The organism is Polynucleobacter sp. AP-Latsch-80-C2, assembly GCF_018882185.1.
Taxonomy (GTDB): Bacteria; Pseudomonadota; Gammaproteobacteria; order Burkholderiales; family Burkholderiaceae; genus Polynucleobacter.
Genome location: NZ_JACVOY010000001.1, coordinates 142,136 through 164,349 on the forward strand (window position 1 = coordinate 142,136; position 22,214 = coordinate 164,349).

The 22,214-nt window shown below is 45.9% G+C and carries 23 protein-coding genes; 13 read left to right on the forward strand and 10 right to left on the reverse strand.

The genetic code is table 11. The annotated features are described in order from the left end of the window. Nucleotides 1-18 precede the first annotated feature (18 nt). Entirely contained in the window at nt 19-615 is a 597-nt protein-coding gene (locus ICN47_RS00745) for an AAA family ATPase (protein WP_216218012.1), read from the reverse strand. Between the two features lie 67 nt (nt 616-682). Between ICN47_RS00745 and ICN47_RS00750 the strand changes: the two genes are divergently transcribed. After that, complete coding sequence (locus tag ICN47_RS00750) at nt 683-2,611, forward strand: ATP-binding cassette domain-containing protein (protein WP_216218013.1); 1,929 nt, start codon at nt 683-685, stop codon at nt 2,609-2,611. A gap of 7 nt (nt 2,612-2,618) precedes the next feature. Here the strand turns inward: ICN47_RS00750 and ICN47_RS00755 are convergent, their stop codons facing one another. From ICN47_RS00755 to ICN47_RS00765, 3 genes are all read right to left on the reverse strand, one after another. Further along, on the reverse strand, nt 2,619-2,930 hold the full coding sequence (locus ICN47_RS00755; RefSeq protein ID WP_216218014.1) for a chaperone modulator CbpM: 312 nt from the start codon (nt 2,928-2,930) through the stop codon (nt 2,619-2,621). Between the two features lie 5 nt (nt 2,931-2,935). Continuing rightward, nucleotides 2,936-3,916 (reverse strand): DnaJ C-terminal domain-containing protein, encoded by a 981-nt coding sequence (locus ICN47_RS00760; RefSeq protein WP_216218015.1) that lies wholly within the window; start codon nt 3,914-3,916, stop codon nt 2,936-2,938. Between the two features lie 70 nt (nt 3,917-3,986). After that, on the reverse strand, nt 3,987-5,534 hold the full coding sequence (locus ICN47_RS00765) for a UxaA family hydrolase (RefSeq protein WP_216218016.1): 1,548 nt from the start codon (nt 5,532-5,534) through the stop codon (nt 3,987-3,989). Nucleotides 5,535-5,709: 175 nt separating this feature from the next. On the opposite strand from ICN47_RS00765, the gene ICN47_RS00770 reads away from it, so the two are divergent. Beyond that, entirely contained in the window at nt 5,710-6,855 is a 1,146-nt protein-coding gene (locus tag ICN47_RS00770) for a mandelate racemase/muconate lactonizing enzyme family protein (protein ID WP_216218017.1), read from the forward strand. Here ICN47_RS00770 and ICN47_RS00775 read toward each other — a convergent pair. Next, nucleotides 6,842-7,780, reverse strand: a complete 939-nt coding sequence (locus ICN47_RS00775; protein ID WP_216218018.1) for a 3-hydroxyacyl-CoA dehydrogenase NAD-binding domain-containing protein — start codon at nt 7,778-7,780, stop codon at nt 6,842-6,844. The two genes, ICN47_RS00770 and ICN47_RS00775, sit on opposite strands and share 14 nt — an antisense overlap. 151 nt (nt 7,781-7,931) lie before the next feature. On the opposite strand from ICN47_RS00775, the gene ICN47_RS00780 reads away from it, so the two are divergent. The 4 genes from ICN47_RS00780 to ICN47_RS00795 are packed head-to-tail and all read left to right on the forward strand — an operon-like array spanning nt 7,932 to nt 11,656. Next, on the forward strand, nt 7,932-8,864 hold the full coding sequence (locus ICN47_RS00780; RefSeq protein WP_255538866.1) for an SMP-30/gluconolactonase/LRE family protein: 933 nt from the start codon (nt 7,932-7,934) through the stop codon (nt 8,862-8,864). Nucleotide 8,865: 1 nt separating this feature from the next. Beyond that, on the forward strand, nt 8,866-9,600 hold the full coding sequence (locus ICN47_RS00785) for a GntR family transcriptional regulator (protein WP_216218019.1): 735 nt from the start codon (nt 8,866-8,868) through the stop codon (nt 9,598-9,600). Between the two features lie 6 nt (nt 9,601-9,606). Continuing rightward, nucleotides 9,607-10,665, forward strand: a complete 1,059-nt coding sequence (locus tag ICN47_RS00790) for an Ldh family oxidoreductase (protein WP_216218020.1) — start codon at nt 9,607-9,609, stop codon at nt 10,663-10,665. A 19-nt stretch (nt 10,666-10,684) separates the two neighbouring features. Continuing rightward, nucleotides 10,685-11,656, forward strand: a complete 972-nt coding sequence (locus ICN47_RS00795) for a tripartite tricarboxylate transporter substrate binding protein (RefSeq protein WP_216218021.1) — start codon at nt 10,685-10,687, stop codon at nt 11,654-11,656. A gap of 22 nt (nt 11,657-11,678) precedes the next feature. Here ICN47_RS00795 and ICN47_RS00800 read toward each other — a convergent pair whose 3' ends face one another. The 4 genes from ICN47_RS00800 to ICN47_RS00815 form a co-directional block, all read right to left on the reverse strand. Beyond that, on the reverse strand, nt 11,679-12,383 hold the full coding sequence (locus ICN47_RS00800) for a pirin family protein (RefSeq protein ID WP_216218022.1): 705 nt from the start codon (nt 12,381-12,383) through the stop codon (nt 11,679-11,681). A gap of 34 nt (nt 12,384-12,417) precedes the next feature. Further along, nucleotides 12,418-12,870, reverse strand: coding sequence for a phosphate-starvation-inducible protein PsiE (locus tag ICN47_RS00805; protein WP_216862578.1), 453 nt, complete (start codon nt 12,868-12,870; stop codon nt 12,418-12,420). A gap of 114 nt (nt 12,871-12,984) precedes the next feature. Further along, nucleotides 12,985-14,259 (reverse strand): NAD(P)/FAD-dependent oxidoreductase, encoded by a 1,275-nt coding sequence (locus ICN47_RS00810; protein WP_216218277.1) that lies wholly within the window; start codon nt 14,257-14,259, stop codon nt 12,985-12,987. A 10-nt stretch (nt 14,260-14,269) separates the two neighbouring features. Then, nucleotides 14,270-14,605, reverse strand: a complete 336-nt coding sequence (locus ICN47_RS00815) for a c-type cytochrome (RefSeq protein ID WP_216218023.1) — start codon at nt 14,603-14,605, stop codon at nt 14,270-14,272. Nucleotides 14,606-14,790: 185 nt separating this feature from the next. On the opposite strand from ICN47_RS00815, the gene ICN47_RS00820 reads away from it, so the two are divergent. The 6 genes from ICN47_RS00820 to ICN47_RS00845 are packed head-to-tail and all read left to right on the forward strand — an operon-like array spanning nt 14,791 to nt 20,812. Further along, a complete protein-coding gene (locus tag ICN47_RS00820) occupies nt 14,791-16,515 on the forward strand; it encodes a glycosyltransferase family 39 protein (protein WP_216218024.1) in 1,725 nt (574 codons plus the stop codon). After that, complete coding sequence (locus ICN47_RS00825; protein ID WP_216218025.1) at nt 16,512-17,762, forward strand: exo-alpha-sialidase; 1,251 nt, start codon at nt 16,512-16,514, stop codon at nt 17,760-17,762. Before ICN47_RS00820 ends, ICN47_RS00825 begins: the two co-directional genes overlap by 4 nt. After that, nucleotides 17,759-18,379 carry a hypothetical protein gene (locus tag ICN47_RS00830; protein WP_216218026.1) on the forward strand — a complete coding sequence of 207 codons (621 nt, stop codon included), beginning with the start codon at nt 17,759-17,761 and terminating at the stop codon, nt 18,377-18,379. Before ICN47_RS00825 ends, ICN47_RS00830 begins: the two co-directional genes overlap by 4 nt. 47 nt (nt 18,380-18,426) lie before the next feature. Continuing rightward, a complete protein-coding gene (locus ICN47_RS00835; protein WP_216218027.1) occupies nt 18,427-19,581 on the forward strand; it encodes a DUF3300 domain-containing protein in 1,155 nt (384 codons plus the stop codon). A gap of 19 nt (nt 19,582-19,600) precedes the next feature. Further along, nucleotides 19,601-19,969 (forward strand): Rap1a/Tai family immunity protein, encoded by a 369-nt coding sequence (locus tag ICN47_RS00840; RefSeq protein ID WP_216218028.1) that lies wholly within the window; start codon nt 19,601-19,603, stop codon nt 19,967-19,969. Nucleotides 19,970-20,023: 54 nt separating this feature from the next. Then, entirely contained in the window at nt 20,024-20,812 is a 789-nt protein-coding gene (locus ICN47_RS00845) for a hypothetical protein (protein WP_216218029.1), read from the forward strand. On the opposite strand, the gene ICN47_RS00850 is transcribed toward ICN47_RS00845, so the two are convergent. After that, nucleotides 20,809-21,795 carry a tripartite tricarboxylate transporter substrate binding protein gene (locus ICN47_RS00850; RefSeq protein ID WP_216218030.1) on the reverse strand — a complete coding sequence of 329 codons (987 nt, stop codon included), beginning with the start codon at nt 21,793-21,795 and terminating at the stop codon, nt 20,809-20,811. The two genes, ICN47_RS00845 and ICN47_RS00850, sit on opposite strands and share 4 nt — an antisense overlap. 117 nt (nt 21,796-21,912) lie before the next feature. On the opposite strand from ICN47_RS00850, the gene ICN47_RS00855 reads away from it, so the two are divergent. After that, nucleotides 21,913-22,194, forward strand: coding sequence for a SemiSWEET family sugar transporter (locus tag ICN47_RS00855; RefSeq protein WP_216218031.1), 282 nt, complete (start codon nt 21,913-21,915; stop codon nt 22,192-22,194). The last annotated feature ends 20 nt before the right edge of the window (nt 22,195-22,214 follow it).

The following is a 22,214-nucleotide window of genomic DNA, read 5'->3' on the forward strand; positions in this document are numbered from 1 at the left end:
CCTAAAGGGGCCCTATTTTTATTGGATTAAATCTTCCAGCAGCTTGTCAAACACTTGCGCATCAAATTGCAAATGGTTAAAGCGATGTATTAGCGTATGGGTAGGTGGTCCAGTTCTGCGTAGCGCATATTGATCCCAGTGATTCAGTTTCCAATCATCTCTGGGGTCAGATCTTTTTTCCATACGCATCTTGGCTTCATTTTCAGGCAAATCAATCCAGGCAATCTGAATACGGGTTTGCGCAGGAATTCCAAGAGCTTCTGGATCAAACATACGGCCACTCTGAATCTCTTTCGAGAAGGGCCCCACCAAAATCACATTGACTCCTAGCAGTAAATTTTCTCTAGCAATCTCAATCAAGCCTTGATATTCCCAATCGCGGAGATTTTCGAGGTAGTAGGGGCTGTCGCGGTCATGGGAGTTATGTGTAGTGAGCTCCATCACATGGGCGCTATAGGCGCCATAGACAGTATCTTTATCCAAAAAGAAAAAATCTTCCCCGGTTTTCTCAATAATGAGTGGCAATGCTCTTTTGGCTAAAGTGGTTTTACCGGTGCCTGCATGACCTGCAAAGAGGATCAGGCGGGGCGATGAGGGACTGAGTTTGCAGATCATAGGTACCTAGTCTCGCAGAAATTAGCGGAAATATCCCAGCTTTTACTGTAGCGACGATAATGTTGGCATGGCTTTAATCGTACTTACTGATGCAAAACTGGCTTTTGGCCACGTTGACCTCCTCGCAAACACTGCTTTTTCCCTGGAATCAGGTGAACGTGTTGGCTTAATTGGCCGTAATGGCACGGGTAAATCTTCTTTATTGAAGATCTTGGCTGGCATAGAAAAAATGGATGACGGGCTCTTGCAATACCAGCAAGGCTTGCGCATTGCCTATGTCCCACAAGAACCTATTTTTGAGGCAGAAGAAACTGTTTTTGATGCCGTCTCCAAAGGGGTGGCACAAGCAAAGGCCTTGCGTGAAGAATATGAAGCGCTTAGCGTTGGAGAGTGGGATGATGCCTCTCACCATCGCTTAGATGAAGTGCAGTCCCAGCTCGAAGCTTTAAGCGGCTGGAACTGGGAGCAGCGTGTGCATGAAACATTGGATCGTCTGCATTTGGAAGCTGATGTCAAAATTAGTACGCTTTCTGGTGGAACCAAGAAACGGGTTGCCTTAGCGCGTGCACTGGTAGAGATGCCTGATGTGCTCTTGCTCGATGAGCCTACTAACCATCTCGATTTAGATTCGATCGCTTGGCTCGAAGATCTATTAAAAGAGTACCAAGGCTCTGTCATTTTGATTACCCATGATCGCGCTTTCTTGGATAACGTCTGCACCCAGATTGTGGAGCTAGATCGCGGAATCTTGCGTTCCTACCCAGGAAACTTCTCTGCGTATGAAGTCCTCAAGGACCAAGAACTTAATTCGGAATCCCTCGCCAATGCCAGAGCGGATAAATTATTGGCTCAAGAGGAAGTATGGATACGCAAAGGGGTTGAAGCCCGTCGTACCCGTAGCGTTGCTCGTATAGCCCGCTTAGAAAATTTACGCTCAAGCCGTGCGCAGCGCAGAGATGCTATAGGTCAAGTGAAGTTAGCAGTATCAGCGGGTGATAGAAGCGGCAAGATTGTTGCTGACTTGCAAGAAGTATCTAAGTCTTACGATCGTCCGATTGTGAAAGATTTCACGGCCACCATTTTGCGTGGTGATAAGGTTGGTTTATTAGGCCCCAATGGTGCTGGTAAAACGACCTTACTAAAACTCATTCTGGGAACAATTGCTCCCGACTCTGGCACTGCAACCATGGGAACGCGCATTGAAGTGGCTTACTTTGATCAAATGCGTGAAGGCCTAGATCTCAATGCCTCGCTTGAAGATTACATCAGCCCAGGTAGCGAGTGGATTGAAATTAACGGCAATAAAAAACACGTTAAGAGCTATTTGAGTGACTTTTTATTTGCTCCAGAACGCACTAATTCTCCAGTAAGCACCTTATCTGGAGGCGAGCGCAATCGCTTATTGTTAGCGCGTCTATTCGCTAGGCCTGCGAACGTATTGGTTTTGGATGAGCCAACCAATGACTTAGACATTGATACCTTAGATTTACTAGAGCAATTACTGCAAGATTACAAAGGCACTGTTTTCTTGGTGAGTCATGACCGATATTTCTTAGATAACGTGGTCACGAGCATTATTGCGAACGAGGGCGATGGATTCTGGCGCGAATATGAGGGAGGTTATGAGGATTGGAAAATCCAAAAGGCCCGCTCCGACAAGATTCGGGCAGCAAACTCCAGTGCAAAAGCACAAAGTGCAACACCTCCGAAGGCTGAGATCAAGGCAGAGGCAAAAGTAGAGACTAAGCCAGCAGTAAAAAGTGGCGTCCAGAAGCTCAACGGCAAGGAGCGCCACGAGCTAGAAGTCTTACCAGCTCAGATTGAAGTGCTGGAAACAGAGCAGGCAGACATTGGTATTGCGATGAGCAATCCTGATCTTTACAAAAATGAGCCTGAGTTGGCAGCCAGTATGCAAGCGCGTTTGACGGAGATCACTGAGCAGCTAGATCAACTGTTGCAGCGCTGGGAGCAACTGTTAAGCCGCTCCGAATCTTAAAGGGTTCTTAGCTGCCGATTTGGATACGGGCACGCAGATGTGCGATCTCATCTAAGAGATCTAAAGCTAGTGCAACACCCGGCGTATTGAGCTCTAAATCATGAGTGAGGTGAGCAGCGGTCTTTGCTCTACGCAGTGACTCACCGCTAAAACGCCAATCTTGCGGGGATGATCCGGTGGGGCTTAAGACACCCTCGGATACCCACGACATGATGAGATCTTCTGGAGTGCGAGAGGCATGTGAGAGTTCCACAATGCTCATGTGTACTTCATTTTCGACAACGCTACCTTCGATCCAGGTGATATTGGTTTGGGTCATGTTCATCATCCCTTCAAGTGAGTTCTGGGGTTGAAATCAAAAGCCTTTTCAAAAGTTTGATAAGCCTCTTTGTGTGCATCTGAATCAGCAGGTGGCAAAACGATCGTAGGCACGACATACAAATCACCAGCTTCCGCACTAGGGATGCCTTTGCCTTTAAGACGCATCTTACGACCAGCAGTAGTGCCAGCGGGAATCTTGAGTTCTAGTGTTGTACCTGCAGGAGTTGGAACATTGACTGTAGTGCCTAAGGCTGCCTCCCAAGGTGCTAGGGGAATGTCGATGTACACATCTTTCCCATCGACTCGATAGATAGGGTTAGGGTGGAAATCAATTTCTAAATAGAGATCACCTGCGCCACCTTCGCCCATGCCAGGCCCGCCTTGACCAGAGAGGCGTAAATTTTGTCCGGCTTTAATTCCTTTAGGAATGCTGACATCTAATTTACGCTCTTGGGTGCCGACATGACCTTGGGCATCCATGCTGGGCATGTGCAAAGCAATCGTACGCTTAGCACCGTTATAAGCATCCGCAAGATCGATCAAGATTTTGGCATGATGATCTTGGCCTTTAAAGTTCATGCCTTGGCGTGCATTGCCTCCACGACCGCCTTGGCGATGTTTGCCTCTACCAAAAAGAGATTCGAAGAATTCACTTTGATCGCCTTCAAAGCCGCCGCCATAACCAGGGTGACCTCCGCCATAGCCGTCATCAGCGTATTCAAAACCTTCGTTCCAATTAGGAGGAGGGGTGAAATCTTGACCGTTTTTCCAGTTCGCTCCAAAGCGATCGTAGGCTGCACGTTTTTCAGTATCTTTGAGTACAGCATAAGCTTCGCCAATCGCTTTGAACTGCTCTTCAGCGCCAGCTTCTTTGTTCACGTCAGGGTGAAACTTGCGAGCCATTTTGCGGTACGCAGATTTGATCTCAGCCTCAGTGGCAGAGCGCGCCACCCCTAGTGTTTCGTAGTAATCCTTAAATTTCATAAGCCTTATACATTTCGATTAAGTCTTGTTCGGTCTTGATTGAACCTCAAGGATTAATTCTACAGGCCTATTAGCTCATTACGCCGATTTGCCAAGGCACAAATTCATAATCTCCTAGACCCAGCAATTCACTTTTTGAGGCTTCTCCTGAGGCAGTGCGCAAAAATAGTTCAAAAATACGTTGCCCCATTTCCTGGACTGAAACGGTGCCATCGAGGATTTCACCGCAATTGATGTCCATATCCTCAGTTAAGCGCTGGTACATCGGGGTATTAGTAGCTAACTTAATGCAGGGGGCTGGCTTAGATCCAAACATCGAGCCCCGACCAGTAGTAAAGGCAACCAGGTTTGCGCCACCAGCAATTTGGCCGGTGGCAGAGACGGGATCAAATCCAGGGGTGTCCATGAACACAAATCCCTTGGCGGTGACAGGCTCTGCATATTTATACACTTCCATGAGGGGGCCGGTGCCTCCTTTCATGGAAGAGCCTAAGGATTTTTCAAAAATATTGGCAAGGCCACCAATTTGATTTCCGGGGCTCACTTGGCCATTGATTTGCACATCTCGGCCAACAGAGTATTCATCTTTCCACCAGCGAATGCGTTTAATCAGTTTCTCGCCAATTTCTTGGCTGGCAGCTCTACGCGTCAAGGTATGCTCAACACCATAGATCTCAGGAGTTTCAGAAAGAATGCCAGTGCCGCCATGGCGAGAGAGGATATCAATCGCTGCACCCAATGCCGGGTTTGCAGTAATAGAGGAGAAGCCATCTGATCCACCGCATTGCAGTCCAACCGTTAAATGACTAGCGGATACGGTTTCACGTTTTGCTTTATTGGCTTCGGGTAATAAGGCTTTCACTGCTTCAATACCAGCCTCAATCGTTTTGCGTGTACCGCCGCTCTCTTGCATGATGAAGGTATGCAGGTTATGACCTTCTTTGAGATCCTCTTGTTCCATCAAGCCTTTGAGTTGATTGCGCTCGCAGCCTAAGCCTACGATTAATGAAGCTGCGAGGTTAGGGTGACGCGCATATCCCGCCATCGTGCGACGGAGTAACTGCATCGGTTCACCACTCATTTCCATGCCGCAACCAATGTCGTGACTAAATGCCACCACACCATCTACATTTGGAAAATCTTTGAGGCGCTCTGGTGTAAACCAGTCAGCAATCCTATTGACTACCGTTGCTGAGCAGTTCACGGTCGATAAGATGCCAATGAAATTACGGGTGCCGACTTTACCGTTGGGACGCACATAACCCTGGAAGGTAGCGCGCTCAGACTCAGGAAGCATTTGGGTAGGCTTATATTCACTGGAGTAGGCATAGTCACGATCGAATTCACGAAACTCGGTGTTATGACTGTGCACCACGGTGCCAGGCTCAATATCGACATTGGCAAATCCAACCGTAACGTTGTACTTGAGAATAGGATCGCCTTTCAAAATTTTCTTAGCAGCAATTTTGTATCCGGCTGGAACCTGACTGCGGCTAGTGAAATGTTCACTAGGCACTTCTGTACCAATGGCAATATCAACGCGTGCCACCACAATATTGTCATTTGGGTGAAGGCGAATAATGGAGCCTGCTAATTTTTTTCCAGAGGTTTCAATCATGTCATTCTTTCAGTAAAGTAATTTTGTATTTAGGTATTGCGTAGTCGATCGCCAGAGGCGATTGGGTCAGTTGATGGGCAATAATGCCAAAATCAGCATTCTCATGTAATGTTCTCCATAATCGTTTTTATAAGTTATTTTTTAAGTATATTTATTAAAGCATTGATCTAGACAAATGAAAATTACTAGCGCGACCATTTACCCTCTCTCTGTACCGCTCATGGAGCCGATTAAGATGTCGCGGGAAATTGTTGCAGATGCAAAAACTGTACTGCTCTGCATCAGCGATGAGGAGGGTAGGCAGGGCTGGGGTGAAGCCTCGGTAGCTCCGCTCATGACCGGTGAAACCTTGGATAGCCTAGTGGGGAGCGTTAAGTATTTGGTCGAGCAGGCAAAGAATTGGGAATGGACTGAGCCGAAGAAATTTGCGGAGGAGTTTGCAAAAATTTTATACGGCAATGCTTCGGCAAAGTCTTGCTTAGAAATGGCACTGCTAGATTTATTTACGCAACAGCAATCGATTCCGCTATGGCGATATCTGCGCCAGGAAAATAATTTACCGGATGTTGAAACTCCTGCTCCCATCCCACTTCTACGAATGCTCGGTGGTTCTTTTGATAAAGAAGTGGCTGACGCTAAATCATTTCGTGAGCTTGGCTTCCGGCATTGGAAGATCAAAATTGGCTCTCTCTCATTAGCAGAGGATTTGCATCGAGTAGAAGCACTTTCTAATTTACTCGAGGGTGATGTCATTTCTGTAGATGCAAATGGTGCAATGAGTTTATCTGATGCAATCCAATTCTGCGAATCTAAAGAGGCCAGTAAATTAAGTTTTGCAGAACAGCTCGTTCCTGCCGATTTACCGTTAGAAGATTTTGTTCTATTGAAAAAAAGATCGCCCATTCCAATTGGCTTAGACGAGTCCATCCATGGTTTATCTGAAATTGAAGAGTTCATTAAGGCTAAGGCCTTGGATGGTGCAAGCCTGAAGCTCATTAAAACTGGCGGGGTTCTTCCAGCGCTCGAAGCGGGCAAGACCTTGCTAAGCCAAGGCCTCAAAATGAATTTAGCCTGCAAAATTGCAGAGACCTCTCTCGCGGGCGCAGCGACTGCGTCCATTGGCTTTGCTCTTGGAGAAGTACCCTGGGGATTTAGCATGTCAAATCAATATCTGCAGTTTGATATTTGCAATCAGCCGCTAAAGGCTCAGGAAGGCAAACTGGATGTTGCGCAACTGTCTATTAGCGGCATTGGTGTCACACCCAATCTGGATAGGGTTAAGAGCGCCATTGCTAAGGGCTACGCAGCTATTGAATGTTAAGCACATCAAACGCTGCCTTTAATCTTCTGGAATAAGAATCTGACACCTGGGTGATTTCCTCGGGCGTCCATTTTCTAAAACCTTCGCCTGCTTTCATCCCCGTTTTTCCCTCACTCATCAACTGCTCTACTTTGGCCGGCAGGGTGGTGATATTAGAGAGGGAAGGGTAAATCTCACGAGCAGCATTAGCCATGCCGTCCCATCCGGAAATTTCTTTTTGTGTCATTGGCCCAACTGCGGCGTATCGAAAACCAAAGCTATATCTCACGGCATCGTCAATATCATCTGGAGTAGCAATACCTTCTTGCACTAAAGATAAGGCCTCTCTCATGAGGGCATGCTGAATTCGATTGGCCAAAAAGCCTGGAATATCTTTTTTAACCAGCACTGGCTTCTTATCAATGCTTCGATATAGCTCGCATGCTTGTTGTGCAAAAGATAACTCCGTATTTTGTCCCATCACGATTTCTACTAAGGGCACCACTTCTGCAGGCATGAAGTAATGTGCTCCCATCATGCGATTAGCAGTCTTAAGTCCTTCAGCAATTTTGCTAATCGGAAATCCCGAGCTATTGCTGCCAATGGGAATATTGCTTGGTACTACACCGTCAAGATACTGAAACACTTTTTGCTTGAGCGCTAAGTTCTCAGCAACCGTTTCGATGATCCATTGGCATTGATCCCAATTCGTCCAGTCTTCAAGGACAGCTGTGGATTGCGCTGACTTGATCGCTGCTACATCTTTTTTGGCATTCTCACCAACCAAGCCAATTTTGTTGGCCAGAGTAATGGCCTTATCTAAGCAGGCGTCGGATTTGTCTTTTGACCTTCCCAAAATGACCACGGGGATGCTTTGCGCAATAAACCCAGCGGCGATGCCTGCAGCCATAATTCCGGAGCCAATAACGGCGACCTGTTTCGTCATATGTGAGCCTATACGGTTAAGTTGTAATATTTTTTTAATAGCAATATATGATATCGCTCATCTATTTACTGTAGATTATCATTAATCATGGTTTAATAGCAAAAGAATAAGAACTACTTATACGGATAACTTAATAAAGGAACCTTAATATATGACAATGACTAACCCATTCCAGCCTGTTGAAAAGATTAAAGCCGAAGTCTTTATGTCTATGCCTGAGAAATTCAGGAAAAAATCCCGCACGGGTTGGTCTGATCCCAACCGCCAAGGTCAGGAAGTGGAGTGCTTCTTAGAAGGCCCTTCCTTTGATCGTGAAGGTAATTTGTGGTTTGTGGACATTCCATTTGGCCGTATTTTCAGAATTACTCCAAAAGGCGATTGGGATCTCGTGACTCAATACGACGGTTGGCCTAATGGTCTGAAGTTCCATAAAGATGGCCGCGCATTCATCTGCGATTACAAAATGGGTTTGATCGCACTCGATCCTAAAACAGGAAAGATTGAAACTGTTTTGGGCTCCATGTATAGCGAGAACTTCAAAGGCCTTAATGATTTACATTTTGCTTCTAACGGCGACTTGTATTTCACAGACCAAGGGCAGACTGGTATTGCAGATCCAACAGGTCGCGTATTTAGATTGCGTGCCAATGGACAGTTAGATCGCTTGGCAATCAATGTACCTAGCCCTAACGGTATTACTTTGAATACTCAAGAAAAGCATGTATTTGTTGCAGCAACGCGTTCACAACAAATCTGGAGATTGCCATTGATGGCTGACGGTTCAGTTTCTAAAACTGGCGTTGCTATTCAATTAACCGGCGGAGTTGCAGGTCCTGATGGTATTGAGATGGACTCAGAAAATGGCTTATTGGTTTGCCATTTAGGAATTGGTATTTGGCGTTTTGATAACAATATGTTGCCAACCCATTTGATCTATTCAGACAATCCACACCATCATCATTTGGCTAATATGTGTTTTGGCGGCCCTGATGGCAAAGATCTTTACATCACTGAATCGTTGTCTGGAGACATCCTCAAGGCCCGTCTCCCAGTTGCTGGCAAAAAGATGTTTGGGTTAAGTTAAATTGACTGAGCGCCTACCGTTATATAAGTCATTAGCCAATTCGCTCGAGGAGCGTATTTATAACGGCGACTGGCCTGTGGGGTCTGCTTTACCAACCGAGGCAGACCTTTGCAAAAATTTTCAGGCTAGCCGCCATACCCTGCGTCATGCCTTACAAATTTTAGAGGCCAATGGCTTGATTTTTCGTCGTCAAGGTGCGCCTACACAAATCATTTCTAGAAGAAAGCTGAGACGCTTTACACAGAGCTTTAATTCTCCAATAGATATTTTGAGTTATCCACGGGATACCTATCGTGTGAATCTAGTAGAAGAGTTCATTGAGATTGATCAAGTGCAGAGTGAAATGATTGGCTGCCCAATTGGATCCTCTTGGTATCACATTGGCGGTATTCGGAAGCGCCAAGAAACTGAAGAAATCATTTCATGGTCCGATATTTATATCTTGCCGCAATTTGCCTCTTTAACCACTGACCCAGAGCATCCACAAGTGATGGTGTTTGAGCAAATTGAGCAGAAGTATGGCGCCAGAATAGAGCGGGCAGAACTTGACGTCTATGCTTTAGCTGCGCCAACACGGATTGCAGAGCATCTCAAGTTGAAGCCTTCGGATCCCTGCTTAGTCATTATTCGGCGATATTTCGATAGCCAAGATAAGCTTTTTGAAGTTACTGTTACTTATCATCCTGAAAAAAAATACGTCTACAGTATGGAATTTAAAGCGAGCACGGAGATTTAAGAATTCATGGCAACTACGAAATACTTATCTATCGCCGATGCTGAGCAATTCATTGCAAAGGCGCTGGTTGCTAATGCTGTTCCTAGCGCTGATGCTCTGATTGTTGCGCAGTTAATGGTTAAGTCAGATTTAGTAGGAGCGGATGGTCATGGTTTATTTCGCTTGCCTGCTTACCTCAAAAGAATTCGTGCGGGTGGCGTTAATCTCAAGCCCAATATTCGGATTGAGCGTGAGAAGGGTGCTACCGCATTAATTAATGGCGACAACGCTTTAGGTCATCTCGTGATGAACAAGGCGGTAGAAGTTGCCATCGAAAAAGTAAAAGAACATAGTGTTTGCTGGGTAGGTAGTCATTATGGCAATCACTCTGGTGCTGCATCAGTCTATGTTCGTAAATTAGCAGAACAAGGTTTCATTGGCATCTACATGGCCGTAGGCAATGCGAATCATATGGCCCCTTGGGGCGGCATTGATTTGCTTTTATCTACTAACCCGATTGCGATTGCTGTTCCAGCCGGAGACCATCCAATGGTCTTGTTGGATATAGCTACAACAGTGGCTGCTTATGGCAAAGTAAAACTAGCCGCCCAGAAGGGCGAGTCAATGCCAGATGATTGGATGATTGATCGTCAGGGTCGGCCTATTACAGATCCGAAGAGATCATCTGAAGGTTCTTTATTGCCCATCGGTGGATACAAGGGTTATGGCCTGGCGGTCATGATTGGCTTACTGGCCGGCGCTTTGAATAATGCGGCAGTAGGCAAGGGTACTATTGACTTTAATGCCCATCATGATCTGATTACGAATACAGGGCAAACTATCATTGCGGTTGATCCGAGTGCGTTCGGAGATAAACAAGAATTCATCAATCGAGTCATTGCGTTGGTAGACGACTTAAAAAGTTCATCAACATTGCCCGGCGTAAAAGAAATACGTGTACCTGGAGAGGGTGCTGCAAAAATGATGGCTGAAAGAATGCGTCTGGGGATCCCGATTACACCCGAGTTATTGGAATCTTTAAATAGCTGTGCCAAGGAGTGTGGAATTGCTTCTTTGAGTATCTAAATTAAGTGGAGGAGACAATATGTTTAAGAAAATAATAAAAAACATAGCATTAAGCGCAGTGGTATTGCCTGTAGTCATCGGGTCTGCTGTTGCTGCCTACCCAGATAAGTCAATCAAAATGATGATTGGTTATGCGCCAGGAAGCTCAACGGATATTGTTGGCAGAATGATTGCCAATGATCTCAGTCTTGCATTGAAGCAACCGGTGATTGTAGAAAATCGTGGTGGTGCAGCAGGTAGCTTGGCTGCAGAAGCGGTGGCTAAAAGCACTCCAGATGGTTACACCATTTTGTTTGCGCAAAACGGTCTCGCGATAAACGTAGCTGCCAATCCAAAATTGCCATTTAATGGACAAAAGGATCTACTCCCAGTAGTCGGGGTGGCTGCTACCCCCCATATTTTGATCGTGAATAACAATTCCAAAGTCAAGAATGTGGCTGATTTGATTGCCATGCTCAAAGCAGATCCAGGCAAGCTGAGCTTTGGCTCATCAGGTATTGGCAACTCCGATCATATGGCTGGCGAGTTATTTTTAGCCACCACGGGATTGCAAGCGATTCATATTCCGTACAAGGGTGGTTCTCCAGCGGCTACTGATTTAGTGGGCGGACAAATTGACTTCTACTTTGCAGGTATGCCAGTGGGTCTTCCTTTATACAAAGGCGATAAGGCCCACGCATTAGCAGTGACTAGTAAAAATAGATTTAGCGGTGCACCTGAATTACCAACAGTTCAAGAGGCTGGCGTTAAGGGTTATGAAATGGCGCTATGGCAAGGGGTATTTGTGCCGGCGGGGACTTCACCTGCCATCGTACAAACACTGAACAATACCGTACTTAAAATTTTAGAGACACCCGAAATGAAAGAGCGATTCATCAAGGCGGGCGTACAGATTGCGCCAATGAATACTCAGCAATTCTCGGACTTATATTTCTCCGATATTGCTAGGTGGAAAGTGGTGATGGAGAAATCGAAGATTAAGTTAGATTAAATCTCCAGAAATCTGCGGCAAATCACTCAGCGCTGAGGTCGAACACTAAGACTTCAGCGCTTTTTCCATTGCTAATTTGGATTTGCGTTTCATCTTGAATAAAAAGCGCATCGCCGGCAGTCAAAGTTAGACCATTTACCTCTAAAGAACCTTGAATCAGGTGCACATAAGCTTTGCGCTTTGGATCAAGGGCCAATAAGGCGGTTTGATCGCCATCAAATAATCCAGAGTACAGATAGGCATCAGCATGAATTAAGACGGAATGACCTTGCCCACTAGGAGATGCTACTAAGCATAACTTACCCTGCTTATCAACTAATGGAATCGTTTTTTGTTCATAGCTGGGTGCCACTTCTAAAGTATTAGGCTCTATCCAGATTTGTAAGAAATGGGTTGTTTGATCTTTAGCGTGATTAAACTCGCTATGCGTTACACCCGTACCAGCACTCATGCGTTGCACATCACCCGGCGGAATGCCTTTGATATTGCCTATGCTGTCTTCATGCGCTAATTCACCAGAAAGAACATAGCTAATGATTTCCATATTGCGATGTCCGTGCTTGCCAAAGCCCATGCCTGGGGCAACGCGGTCTTCATTGATCACTCTGAGATTACCCCAGCCCATAAAGCGAGGGTCATGATAGCTACCGAAGGAAAAAGAGTGAAAGCTTTTTAGCCAACCGTGATCGGCATAGCCGCGTTCTTGAGATTTTCTGAGAATTTGCATAATTTAAAAATGAGTTATGAAAACAATAATCTGTTTACTCGCTCTCTCCCGATCTGCTAGGAAATTTATAGGAGGCATAGCGCACTACTGCATTTGCCAGGGCAAGGATGAGAATGGTTAGGCCCATCAGCAAGATTGGCATATCGGCTTCATGCTTGGTATTGACTAAATCAATGATGAGGCGCGTTACTGCAGTGATTGCTACATAGATCAAAAAACGTACCGGCATATGGTTAGTCTTAAAGTAAATGCCGACCATGGCGCCAATCTCTAAATAGATAAATAGTAAGAGTAAGTCTTCGATAGAGGCTGAACCCTTATTAACCATTCCAAGGAAAGCTACGGCTGCAGACCAAACAGTGGCACCACCAATTCCAAATAAGGCTATTCGATGAAATAAGGAAACAAAAAGGTTTCCAATGGGCACTGTCCATTTTTCAATAGCATCTTCAAGCTTGGAGGCATCTTTTGGCAAGGTTGGTGGCATGGTTATTACATCTCCTGCTTTTTTAATGGTTATGCCCCAGTATATTTCTCAAACAGCGGGTTGTAACAAAAAAGAGGCCGAAATGCCCCTTTTTTTGGAAAGTATTGACCTAGATCACGCCAAACTATCAGCCCAGATGTTGTGGGCCCATCCCCAAGCATAAACACCTTCTAGAGTAGAGGGTGCAGGAGAGAGACCGCCAGATCCAGGAACGGGTTTGAAGGTTTTTTCTGCGGCAATATATTGGTGAACGCTGGCAACGTGGACAACTTCTTTGTCGTTCACAAAGCTATAGCAGGTGTTGGTGAGTACTGGGGCTGGATTGACTTCCCAACCACTGAGCTCAGCAACGATTGCGGCTGCAGCAACTTTGGCGTGTTGATTGGCCATGTGTCCAGATTTTGGCATTGCATAGGCAACCTGGATTGAATCTCCCAGCACATGAATATCTTTTTGGGCGGTAGATTCAAAGTTGATGAAGTTGACATTCACCCAGCGACCATTAGAGTTAGCTAAACCCGTTTTAACGGCGATCTCACCAGCACTCATTGCTGGTAAAAGATTTAAAACGTCCCCTTTGATGTCATCTTGTATTTCTAATTTGACAGTTTTGGTTTTAGCATCGACAGCAGTGACGTTGTGTTTTGGTAGGTACTCAATAATTCCGGAGTACTGTTCCGCCCACACTTTCTTAAACAGTGCACCCTTAGAGGTAACGTCCTGATTGGCATCCAAAATCAATACTTTAGATTTAGGTTTATTTTGCTTGAGATAATTCGCTACTTGGCAGGCACGCTCGTATGGTCCTGGAGGGCAGCGATAGGGCGCCTCAGGTACGCTCAATATAAAAGTTCCGCCATCGCGCATAGCAGCTAACTGCTGATGCAATGCCACGGTTTCAGCGCCAGCTTTCCAAGCTTGTAATGTAACTCCTGCTTTGTTGGCTTGCTCTAAACCCTCGATGCTATTCATCATTAGCGTAACGCCAGGAGAAACGACGGCCTTGTCATAACGCAAAGTTTTGCCAGAAGCAAGCTTCACCGTCTTCTTATCAGCATCCATGCTCACTACGCTATCTTGAATAACCTTAATCCCATGACGTTTACTCAGATTGTCATAAGAGGAAGTAATTTCAGAGATGGTGCGCGAGCCACCAACCACTAAATTGGAAAGAGGGCAGGAAATAAACGATGCATTAGGCTCAATTAAGGTTACCTTGGCAGTGTTATTGGAAAATAGGCGTAAGTATTTAGCGGCAGTTGCGCCGCCGTAGCCACCGCCAATTACCAAGATTTCTGCTTTTTGTAAGTTGGCATGGGCCCGTCCAGAGAAGCCGGCTGCTAAGCCGAAGGCGGCAGCGCTTTGACCAATAAAGTGACGACGATTCATGATGGCTTCCTTATTGTTTTTTGCTAAGTTGATTGGCGATGGTTTCGAGTTGCTCATCGCTGTAGCCTTTGGCAAGCTGAGGCATGATGGTGCCTTCACGGGCGCCAGATTTAAATGCTTTGAGTTGTGCCAACATTTGTTCACTCGTCAGACCGTTGATGAGGGGCATGCCGCCATCGACAGCGCCTTTTCCATCTGTGCCGTGGCAATTAGCGCAAGTAGCTGCTAATGACCGTTTGTATAAATCCGTTGCCGCGGAGTTTTGTGCCAGGCTTGAGCTACTCCATTGACCAAGGCCAATAATGGCCGCAGCTAAAAATGCGGTTTTGAGGTGCTTTGCACGCATGGGAACAATCTCCATTTCGATTTTTTCTCAGTGTTTAGAACTAGGTGAATTTCACTTATACATATCTTAAACAAGAAGTTGAGGGCAGTGCCGTATAGCTCAGATTCATTTCTTATAAGCTCATGTGCAAAAGTGCTCGATTCAGCTTTTCTCCAGAAGGATTGCAAGCCCTATAAACTAGCGCTATGCGTGGTTCATTTTCATACCGTTCGGCTCTCTTCATACTCTTTTTAGGTGTATTTACCTATTTATATGGCTTGGATAGTCGCTTTGCCCCCAAAAATGGCGATGAATATCCCTATATGCATATTGTTCGCATGACGGCAAATACTGGCGATTGGCTGCCTTTGCAGTCGGAGATGCAGGGGCTCAAGAACACCAAGCCCCCGCTGATTTTTTGGCAGGGCTTAGTCACCACCCAGTGGGCCAATCATTGGTCATTATTTAATTTACGTTGGCCTGGAGTTTTCTATACGGGCCTCACTGCTCTTTTCTTATTTCTGGCGGTACGCTGCTTTAGTGGAAATGCCAAGACGGGATTATTGGCAGGCTTAGTGTGGCTTTCCTTTTTTGCAACTTATCGATATGGTCGCCCATTCTTAACTGATCCCCCAGAAGTATTTTGGATTAGCTTGCCGTTTATGGCACTTTTATATTGGGGTAAGACTGCCTTCGATTCCAAAATATTGTTTCCATTGTTTGCTGGGATTTGTTTAGGTTTCGCTTTACTTGCAAAATCGTTCGCTTATATCGTGCCAGCCACTTTTGCCTTGACTCTGTATTACTGGCGTTGGCGGCAGTGGGGCATATCCAAAACGCTGATCAGCGATTTCTATAAGTTATTCCTCATTGGCATCCTGGCCTTGAGCGTGTTTGCTCTCTGGTTTGCACTCGATCCTTATCCCGAGGCTATCTGGAAAGAATTTGTCCTTGGAGAGAATGCTGGTAAATTTGATGCGCGCAGTAGTAATTACTTATTGGACTTATTAAGTGGGGGCGACAGCATCTGGATGTTGATGCTGACTACTTTAGGCAATGCTGGTTTATTTGCTTTTGTGCTGATCTCTACCTTATGGCAGTGTTGGCGTGAGCGCCGATTTTTCACTGTCGAAGAAAGTCTATTGCTGTTATTAGCGATTGCATTCTTGATGGTGTTTAGTTTTCCAAGTCAACGTTCAGGCCGTTATCTTTTGCCTGTGATGCCCGCTTTTGCTGCATTGATTGCCTTGCATTGGGAACGCTTGCCTTTGTGGGGCTTTCGTATTGCCCTGATATTACAGATCATGATTCTGGCGATCTTGATATGGCTTGGTAGTCGTCTGCAGTTGTCCGTGCTGATTGGTGGGGCAGGCTCGTGGACTTACTCCTATGCGCATTGGTTTCTCATGGGTGCTAGTGTGCTGCTTGTACTGGCCGGACTGTTCAAGAGGGATTTCTGTAAAACCGCTGCACTAGCAAGCTGCTTTTTGGTCTACTGCGCTCTTAACAGCAGCCTCTCTCCCTTGGAAGGACAATTGGGTAGATATTCCCCAGCAGTGATCGCGCAAGTGCAGGACAAGGATGTGTGGATTCCGTGTGATTACCGGGCGAAGGATGAGGAATACCGACTCTTGTTGCCAGGTGGGCGTTTGCATGGATACTCAGCCTCAGAAGCCAGTGAAGCAGCGCAACTGAGTGCAAACTACCCATTAGTCTTGGTGCAGGCTCCATTAGGGGTTAAACCACTGGTGTGTGATTCTTGTCAAGTCTTGGGTCAAAGAATGGAAATGAGAGCGCGTCATTCTGATAAAGAAATAATCGATATGCTCAAAGGAAATCTTGCTGAGCATTTATTTGTTAATGAGTTCTTGATCGCAACCCCAGTAGTGAATTCATCGGCCATGGTAAATGGTAAGGATGCCTGTAGATGAGTCGCGTTATTTCTCTCTGCTTTTTATTGCTAGCTGCGGTAATCGGCTTTCTACATCTAGATAGCCGTCCAGCTTGGTCGCCGTTTGCTGAAGTAACCCCAATGGCTATTGAAGAGCCAGTTGAGCAAGCAGTGTCTTCTAAAACGAAGCAAGCGATTCAACCGAGCATTGCTCAGCCACTGGCAACTTGGTTGCCGGACACTGGCGCAGCATCAGTTCATGCTGCCTCTCTGATTGCTTTAAAAGATGGATTCATCAGGGCGTTTTGGTTTGCCGGTAGCCGTGAGGGCGCTCCTGATGTTGTTATTAATAGCGCCGTCTATGATCCGCATTTGGCAACTTGGAGCGCTCCAACCGTCGTGATTGATCGACTTTCCGCTCAGAGTGGCCTCTCACGCTATATCGCTAAGTTAGGCAATCCAGTTCCTAGCAGAATGGCTGATGGCCGCATGCAATTGTTCTTTGTGACGGTTTCTATTGGTGGATGGGCGGGTAGCTCGATCTCCACCATGATCTCGGACGATGAAGGGCTTACTTGGGGTCGACCACAACGCTTGATTAGCTCACCTTTGTTTAATTTAAGTACTTTAGTAAAGTCACCAGCCTTGCAGTTCGCTGATGGGCGCCTAGGTTTGCCTGCCTATCATGAGTGGATTGGACGCTTCGGAGAGTTTTTAAGAATAGAGGCAACCCAGGTAATCGATAAACGCCGCATGAGTTCTGGGCGTAGTGCGATCCAGCCAGTGGTATTTGTAAATGATCCCCAATCGGCTACTGCCTTATTTCGACAAACCAGAAGTTCTACCCTTCCAAAACAAATTCCGGTTAGCCAAACTAGCAATGCTGGCAAAACTTGGCAATCTGCTGAAGATGTATCGGTTGCCAATCCAAACTCTGCGGTAGCGGGCCTGACTTTAAAAAATGGCATCCGTTTATTGGCGCTCAATAATATTGCGGCAGGGCGTTATCGTTTAGTCTTGTTGATGCAGTCTGCTCCATCTGCGCCATGGCAAGTCGTGCGAGTGCTAGAAGATGATGAGGCCTTACCAAATGAGCAAAGAAAAGAGTTTTCTTATCCTTATTTAATTAGTGCTCATGGTGATGATGCGCATGTAGCCTATACCTGGGACCGCAAAAAAATTCGGCATATCTATTTTTCTCCTGCATGGCTAATGCAAGCATATAGCCAACTGCCACAAGCGCCGATTCCCGCTAAGGATGCAAATACTAAGGAGGGGCAACCATGATCGATTGGATGCAGAACTTCGCTCTGATTGAAATGGCAATCACTTGTGGGGTGATATTGGTTTGGTTTGCGCAAGCTTTCTCTGATAAGCCACTTTCATATCCAGTGAAGTGGTGTTTGTTGATTCTGTTAGCAAATCTTTTCTTCTGGCCATTCGGTTTAGGGACGGCCTTACCTTTGGCCGCTTATGTGCGGGGCATCGTAGGTGATTTGAGTGTGGTGCTTACTTTATTACTCTGGAGTTCGGTAATGTTACCAAGCCGTCCTATTCCTTTAAGCTTTAAATTCTCGGTCACCTTGATCTCACTGATTTTTTATCCGCTGGCCTTGGGTCTGGGAATGTTCGATCCGTATAGTTGGGGTTACGGCTCACTAGGCATGCTAATAGCCGTCTTACTATTTGCTTTAGTTTTGGCATTATTGGGCTGGACTAAAGGTGTTTGGATTATTGCGCTTGCCATTATTGCGTGGGCAGGTCATTGGCATGAGTCCACAAATCTTTGGGATTATGTTTTAGATCCATTGTTGGGCATCTGGGCGGTGATTGCTCTAGTAAATATCCTGCATCGTAAGCGTCGCGATAAGGCGAGGTCTGGTTACTTATTTAGACCAGGTTAAGGTTTGATAAAAGCAGATCATTATTCCTGCTTATTAAGGGAGTGCGTATGAAATCAGTAGTGCAAACAAGTTCTAGTTTAGGGCGAGTAATAGGCTGGGTTTTCGCGGCCCCGCTTGTCTTAAGTGCCTGCGCCAATAATTACAACCCTTATCAGCAATATGCCTACCCACAGTCTTATATGCAAATCGCTTCTTATACAGGGACAGGTTCGCCTCTAGTGCTATCAAATGCGCAACTCGAATCCCTGTTATCTCCCATTGCGTTGTATCCCGATTCTTTACTCTCTTTGATGTTATTGGCTTCCACCTACCCATTAGAGGTGGCTGAGGCTTATAACTGGAGAAACGCTAATGCCAACCTGAAGGGGGTTGATTTACAAAATGCACTGAAAACTCAGACCTGGAACGATAGTGTGAAATCACTCATGTCCTTTCCGCAGGCATTTAACATGATGGGTAGTCAGTTGCAGTGGACGCAAAACTTAGGCAATGCCTATAAGCTGCAATCATCTGACACCATGAAGGCTATTCAGTCGCTCAGAAAGCGAGCTATACAAGCGGGCACTTTAAAAAGCTCTCCGCAAATGACGGTGACGACCGATGCAAGTTCTAATATTCTGATTGCTCCGAGTAGTCCTCAGCTCGTGTATGTACCTACTTATAGTCCTACTGCGGTTTATGGCACTTGGCCTTATCCCGACTATCCACCATACCCCGCCTTTAACCCGGCATGGGGGCCTATGGCTTTTGGCTTGGGTTTGGCGGTTGGTGATTCTTTCTGGGCTACCCCAGCTTGGTCTAATGGCACGATCAACTCCACTAATGTCAATACCAATCCATCGCGCGGTTTGATTGGCCCGAGCAATGTGCAGAATCAGCAAAGGCTACTCAATGATTGGAATAGCAATGCAACTCCACAAGATCGTCAGGATGCCCGCAATGCAGCCCAGCGTGCCGACAATACATTTCAGCGGGATGCTACGCCACAAGAACGTGCGCAAGCAGATCGCATGAATCAGGAAGCGCGCAACACTTATCAACAAGATAGAGCAAACCCAAATTTTTACCGCGAGGCTGCTCAAGAAAATGCCTTCCGTGAACAAGCCCGTTTTGATGGTGGACAAGATCGATTTGGTGCCAGTCGTATGGGTGGTGGCGGTGGTGGATTTGGTGGCGGCCACATGGGTGGATTTAGACGTTAATTATTTGAAAGCATTCAACATGAATACCTTAAAGAAAATCGTATTATTTCTAGCCTGCTTATGTTGTTATCAGCAGTCAGCAGTAGCACAGGCCAACATGCCAGCGAATGACGCTTCAACTGCCGCTTTAGTGGAGTTGTGCAAGAACCGCAATGATCAGGATGCCCAAAACTTTTGCTTTGGCTTTGGTGAGGGCGTATTCCAGGCTTACTTAGCCAACCAACCTACTAATGCCAAGCCTAGCGTTTGCTTCCCGCAACAAGGCGGTTCCCGCGAAGCTATCTTGCAAGAGTTTTTAAAGTGGAACCGAGCTAACCCCCAATTTAATCAAGAGCGAGCAGCAAAAACGCTCGTGCGCTTTTTTACGCAGAGTTACCCCTGTAAGTAGGGGATAGAATGATTGGCACTCGCAAAGTGCCAATCATTGCTAAACTCTTGCATCATGTCTCAATCCAGCGGTTTACTAGCCCGCATCCTAATAGTATTTGCGCTTGCCATATTGCCTGTTAAATCAAAAGCAATGTTGCAGGATGAAATACAGGTATACGACGACGAGATCAATGCAAAAGGCGTCTCTAGTATGGAATTACATATTAATAGCACGCCTCGGGGCATACAGACTCCCTCCTATCCCGGTGAAATCACCAGTAATAATGGTGTTCGTGTCACGCCTGAGTTTGCATATGGCTTGGGACATGATTTAGAGGCCGGCCTTTATATCTCCTACGCAAATGCAAATAATCAATTTCAATATGCTGCCACTAAGGTGCGGATGAAGTGGTTACCGATTCGCGAGGAAAAAGGAGATTCATTTTTTGCGGGTGTGAACTTAGAGTTAGCAAACGTTCAACCCCAGTTTGATGAGTCTAGATACAACAGTGAAACCCGTTTTATTATCGGTAAGCATTTTGATGAGTGGCTGATCTCTTTTAACCCTATTATTGATATGCCCCTGTCGCAGCCGTATGTCCATCAAGCACCTTATTTTTCAACGGCAACCCGCCTCTCTAAAGAGGTGACACCAGAATTGGCATTGGGAGTTGAGTACTACTCAAACCTGAATCAAATCAATCAGCCAATCAATTATCAAAACACCCAACAAATGGGATTTTTGATGATGTATTACGACGGTAAGCCGATCTCTTTTCAGGCAGGTGTAGGCAAAGGCTTTTCTAACAGCACCGACTCTTTAACCTTAAAGGCAATCTTTTCTATTCCCTTATGGGATTAATCGGGCTTGATGTTGGAGTCTTTAATGACTTTCTCCCACATCGTTACTTCACGATGGATGCGTTTAGCTGAATCTGCAGGCGTTAGGTAATTCACATAAACGCCAGCACCGAGCATGCGTTCCTGCACATCAGGGCGCTGTAAGATCACTTTAATATCCGCATTGAGTTTATCAATGATCGGTTTTGGAGTTCCGGCTGGAGCCAGAATTCCAAACATACTCACTACATCAAAGTTCGGCATACCAGTTGCTTCAGTCACCGTAGGAACGTCTGGCAGCTGACTAATTCGTTGCGCAGTAGTCACTGCTAATGCGCGTAATTTACCGGTTTGAATAAATGGCAATGCTGCTGGCACTGTCTCTGACATGCTCAAGACTTGACCGCCCACTAAATCGGTCATTGCAGGACCGCTACCTTTGTAAGGGACATGTAAAAGATCAAGGCCTAATTGCGCGCGAAACATTTCCATCGCGAGACGTTGTGGAGCGCCAGCACCTGAGGAGGCAAAAGTAAGCTTGCCAGGATTGGCTTTGGCATAAGCAATAAACTCTTTCATATTGTTTACGGGTACTGTTGGGTTGACAACAAATACCAAGGGCACTACACCCACTACGCCCACCGGTGTGAAGTCTTTTTCTAAGTTGTACTTAATGCCATCTTTATTTAAACCAGTATTGATGGCGTGCGAGGTGAGTGCAGCCAGGAGGAGGGTGTAGCCATCGGCTGGAGACTTTGCCACCATATCCGCACCAATGTTGCCGCTATCGCCTGAGCGGTTGTCTGGTACCACTTGCTGATTGAGTGATTTCGATAGCTCCTGAGCCATGATGCGACCTATGACATCGGTTGCACCACCCGGTGGGAATGGAATCACCATACGAACCTGCTTATCCGGATAATTTTTGATGGCTGCAGTACTTTGCGCATAGGTGTTACCCAATAGTGCGGATAGGCAAAGGGCAAGAAAGAGGGATTTTTTCATGGCTTGTCTCGAAGTCCGTTTTTATATTAATAAAGAAGCGTTTTTTCTATTATCGACAGAAATCCAATTCCTGCCTTAGGTCAATGTATCTAGGATAGAGCTAATTACAATAGGTCTATGAACCTTCAAGCCCATGAAATCGAGATTATTGGTTATTGCGCTGCATTCTTAACCACGGTTGCCTTTTTGCCTCAGGCATTTCATTCATGGCGGAACCGTAATCTCTCAGGGGTTTCCTTGGGTATGTATTCTTTATTTACTGCTGGGGTAGGTTTATGGCTGATCTACGGCCTCATTATCGAAAAGTGGCCTTTGATATTGGCCAATGCCATCACTTTTGCCTTGGCTCTTAGCATCTTGTTATTGAAATTGCGTCATACTTCCAAAGAACCGAAATAAATTATCCAACCATTGCCTAT

Coding starts and splice junctions, on each gene's coding strand:
- ICN47_RS00800 (WP_216218022.1), bottom strand. CDS start 12,383: ATGCAAATTCTCAGAAAATCTCAAGAACGCGGCTATGCCGATCACGGT.
- ICN47_RS00760 (WP_216218015.1), bottom strand. CDS start 3,916: ATGAAATTTAAGGATTACTACGAAACACTAGGGGTGGCGCGCTCTGCC.
- ICN47_RS00770 (WP_216218017.1), top strand. CDS start 5,710: ATGAAAATTACTAGCGCGACCATTTACCCTCTCTCTGTACCGCTCATG.
- ICN47_RS00755 (WP_216218014.1), bottom strand. CDS start 2,930: ATGACCCAAACCAATATCACCTGGATCGAAGGTAGCGTTGTCGAAAAT.
- ICN47_RS00765 (WP_216218016.1), bottom strand. CDS start 5,534: ATGATTGAAACCTCTGGAAAAAAATTAGCAGGCTCCATTATTCGCCTT.
- ICN47_RS00780 (WP_255538866.1), top strand. CDS start 7,932: ATGACAATGACTAACCCATTCCAGCCTGTTGAAAAGATTAAAGCCGAA.
- ICN47_RS00795 (WP_216218021.1), top strand. CDS start 10,685: ATGTTTAAGAAAATAATAAAAAACATAGCATTAAGCGCAGTGGTATTG.
- ICN47_RS00840 (WP_216218028.1), top strand. CDS start 19,601: ATGAATACCTTAAAGAAAATCGTATTATTTCTAGCCTGCTTATGTTGT.
- ICN47_RS00745 (WP_216218012.1), bottom strand. CDS start 615: ATGATCTGCAAACTCAGTCCCTCATCGCCCCGCCTGATCCTCTTTGCA.
- ICN47_RS00805 (WP_216862578.1), bottom strand. CDS start 12,870: ATGCCACCAACCTTGCCAAAAGATGCCTCCAAGCTTGAAGATGCTATT.
- ICN47_RS00855 (WP_216218031.1), top strand. CDS start 21,913: ATGAACCTTCAAGCCCATGAAATCGAGATTATTGGTTATTGCGCTGCA.
- ICN47_RS00845 (WP_216218029.1), top strand. CDS start 20,024: ATGTCTCAATCCAGCGGTTTACTAGCCCGCATCCTAATAGTATTTGCG.
- ICN47_RS00775 (WP_216218018.1), bottom strand. CDS start 7,780: ATGACGAAACAGGTCGCCGTTATTGGCTCCGGAATTATGGCTGCAGGC.
- ICN47_RS00850 (WP_216218030.1), bottom strand. CDS start 21,795: ATGAAAAAATCCCTCTTTCTTGCCCTTTGCCTATCCGCACTATTGGGT.
- ICN47_RS00835 (WP_216218027.1), top strand. CDS start 18,427: ATGAAATCAGTAGTGCAAACAAGTTCTAGTTTAGGGCGAGTAATAGGC.
- ICN47_RS00790 (WP_216218020.1), top strand. CDS start 9,607: ATGGCAACTACGAAATACTTATCTATCGCCGATGCTGAGCAATTCATT.
- ICN47_RS00820 (WP_216218024.1), top strand. CDS start 14,791: ATGCGTGGTTCATTTTCATACCGTTCGGCTCTCTTCATACTCTTTTTA.
- ICN47_RS00825 (WP_216218025.1), top strand. CDS start 16,512: ATGAGTCGCGTTATTTCTCTCTGCTTTTTATTGCTAGCTGCGGTAATC.
- ICN47_RS00815 (WP_216218023.1), bottom strand. CDS start 14,605: ATGCGTGCAAAGCACCTCAAAACCGCATTTTTAGCTGCGGCCATTATT.
- ICN47_RS00810 (WP_216218277.1), bottom strand. CDS start 14,259: ATGAATCGTCGTCACTTTATTGGTCAAAGCGCTGCCGCCTTCGGCTTA.
- ICN47_RS00830 (WP_216218026.1), top strand. CDS start 17,759: ATGATCGATTGGATGCAGAACTTCGCTCTGATTGAAATGGCAATCACT.
- ICN47_RS00750 (WP_216218013.1), top strand. CDS start 683: ATGGCTTTAATCGTACTTACTGATGCAAAACTGGCTTTTGGCCACGTT.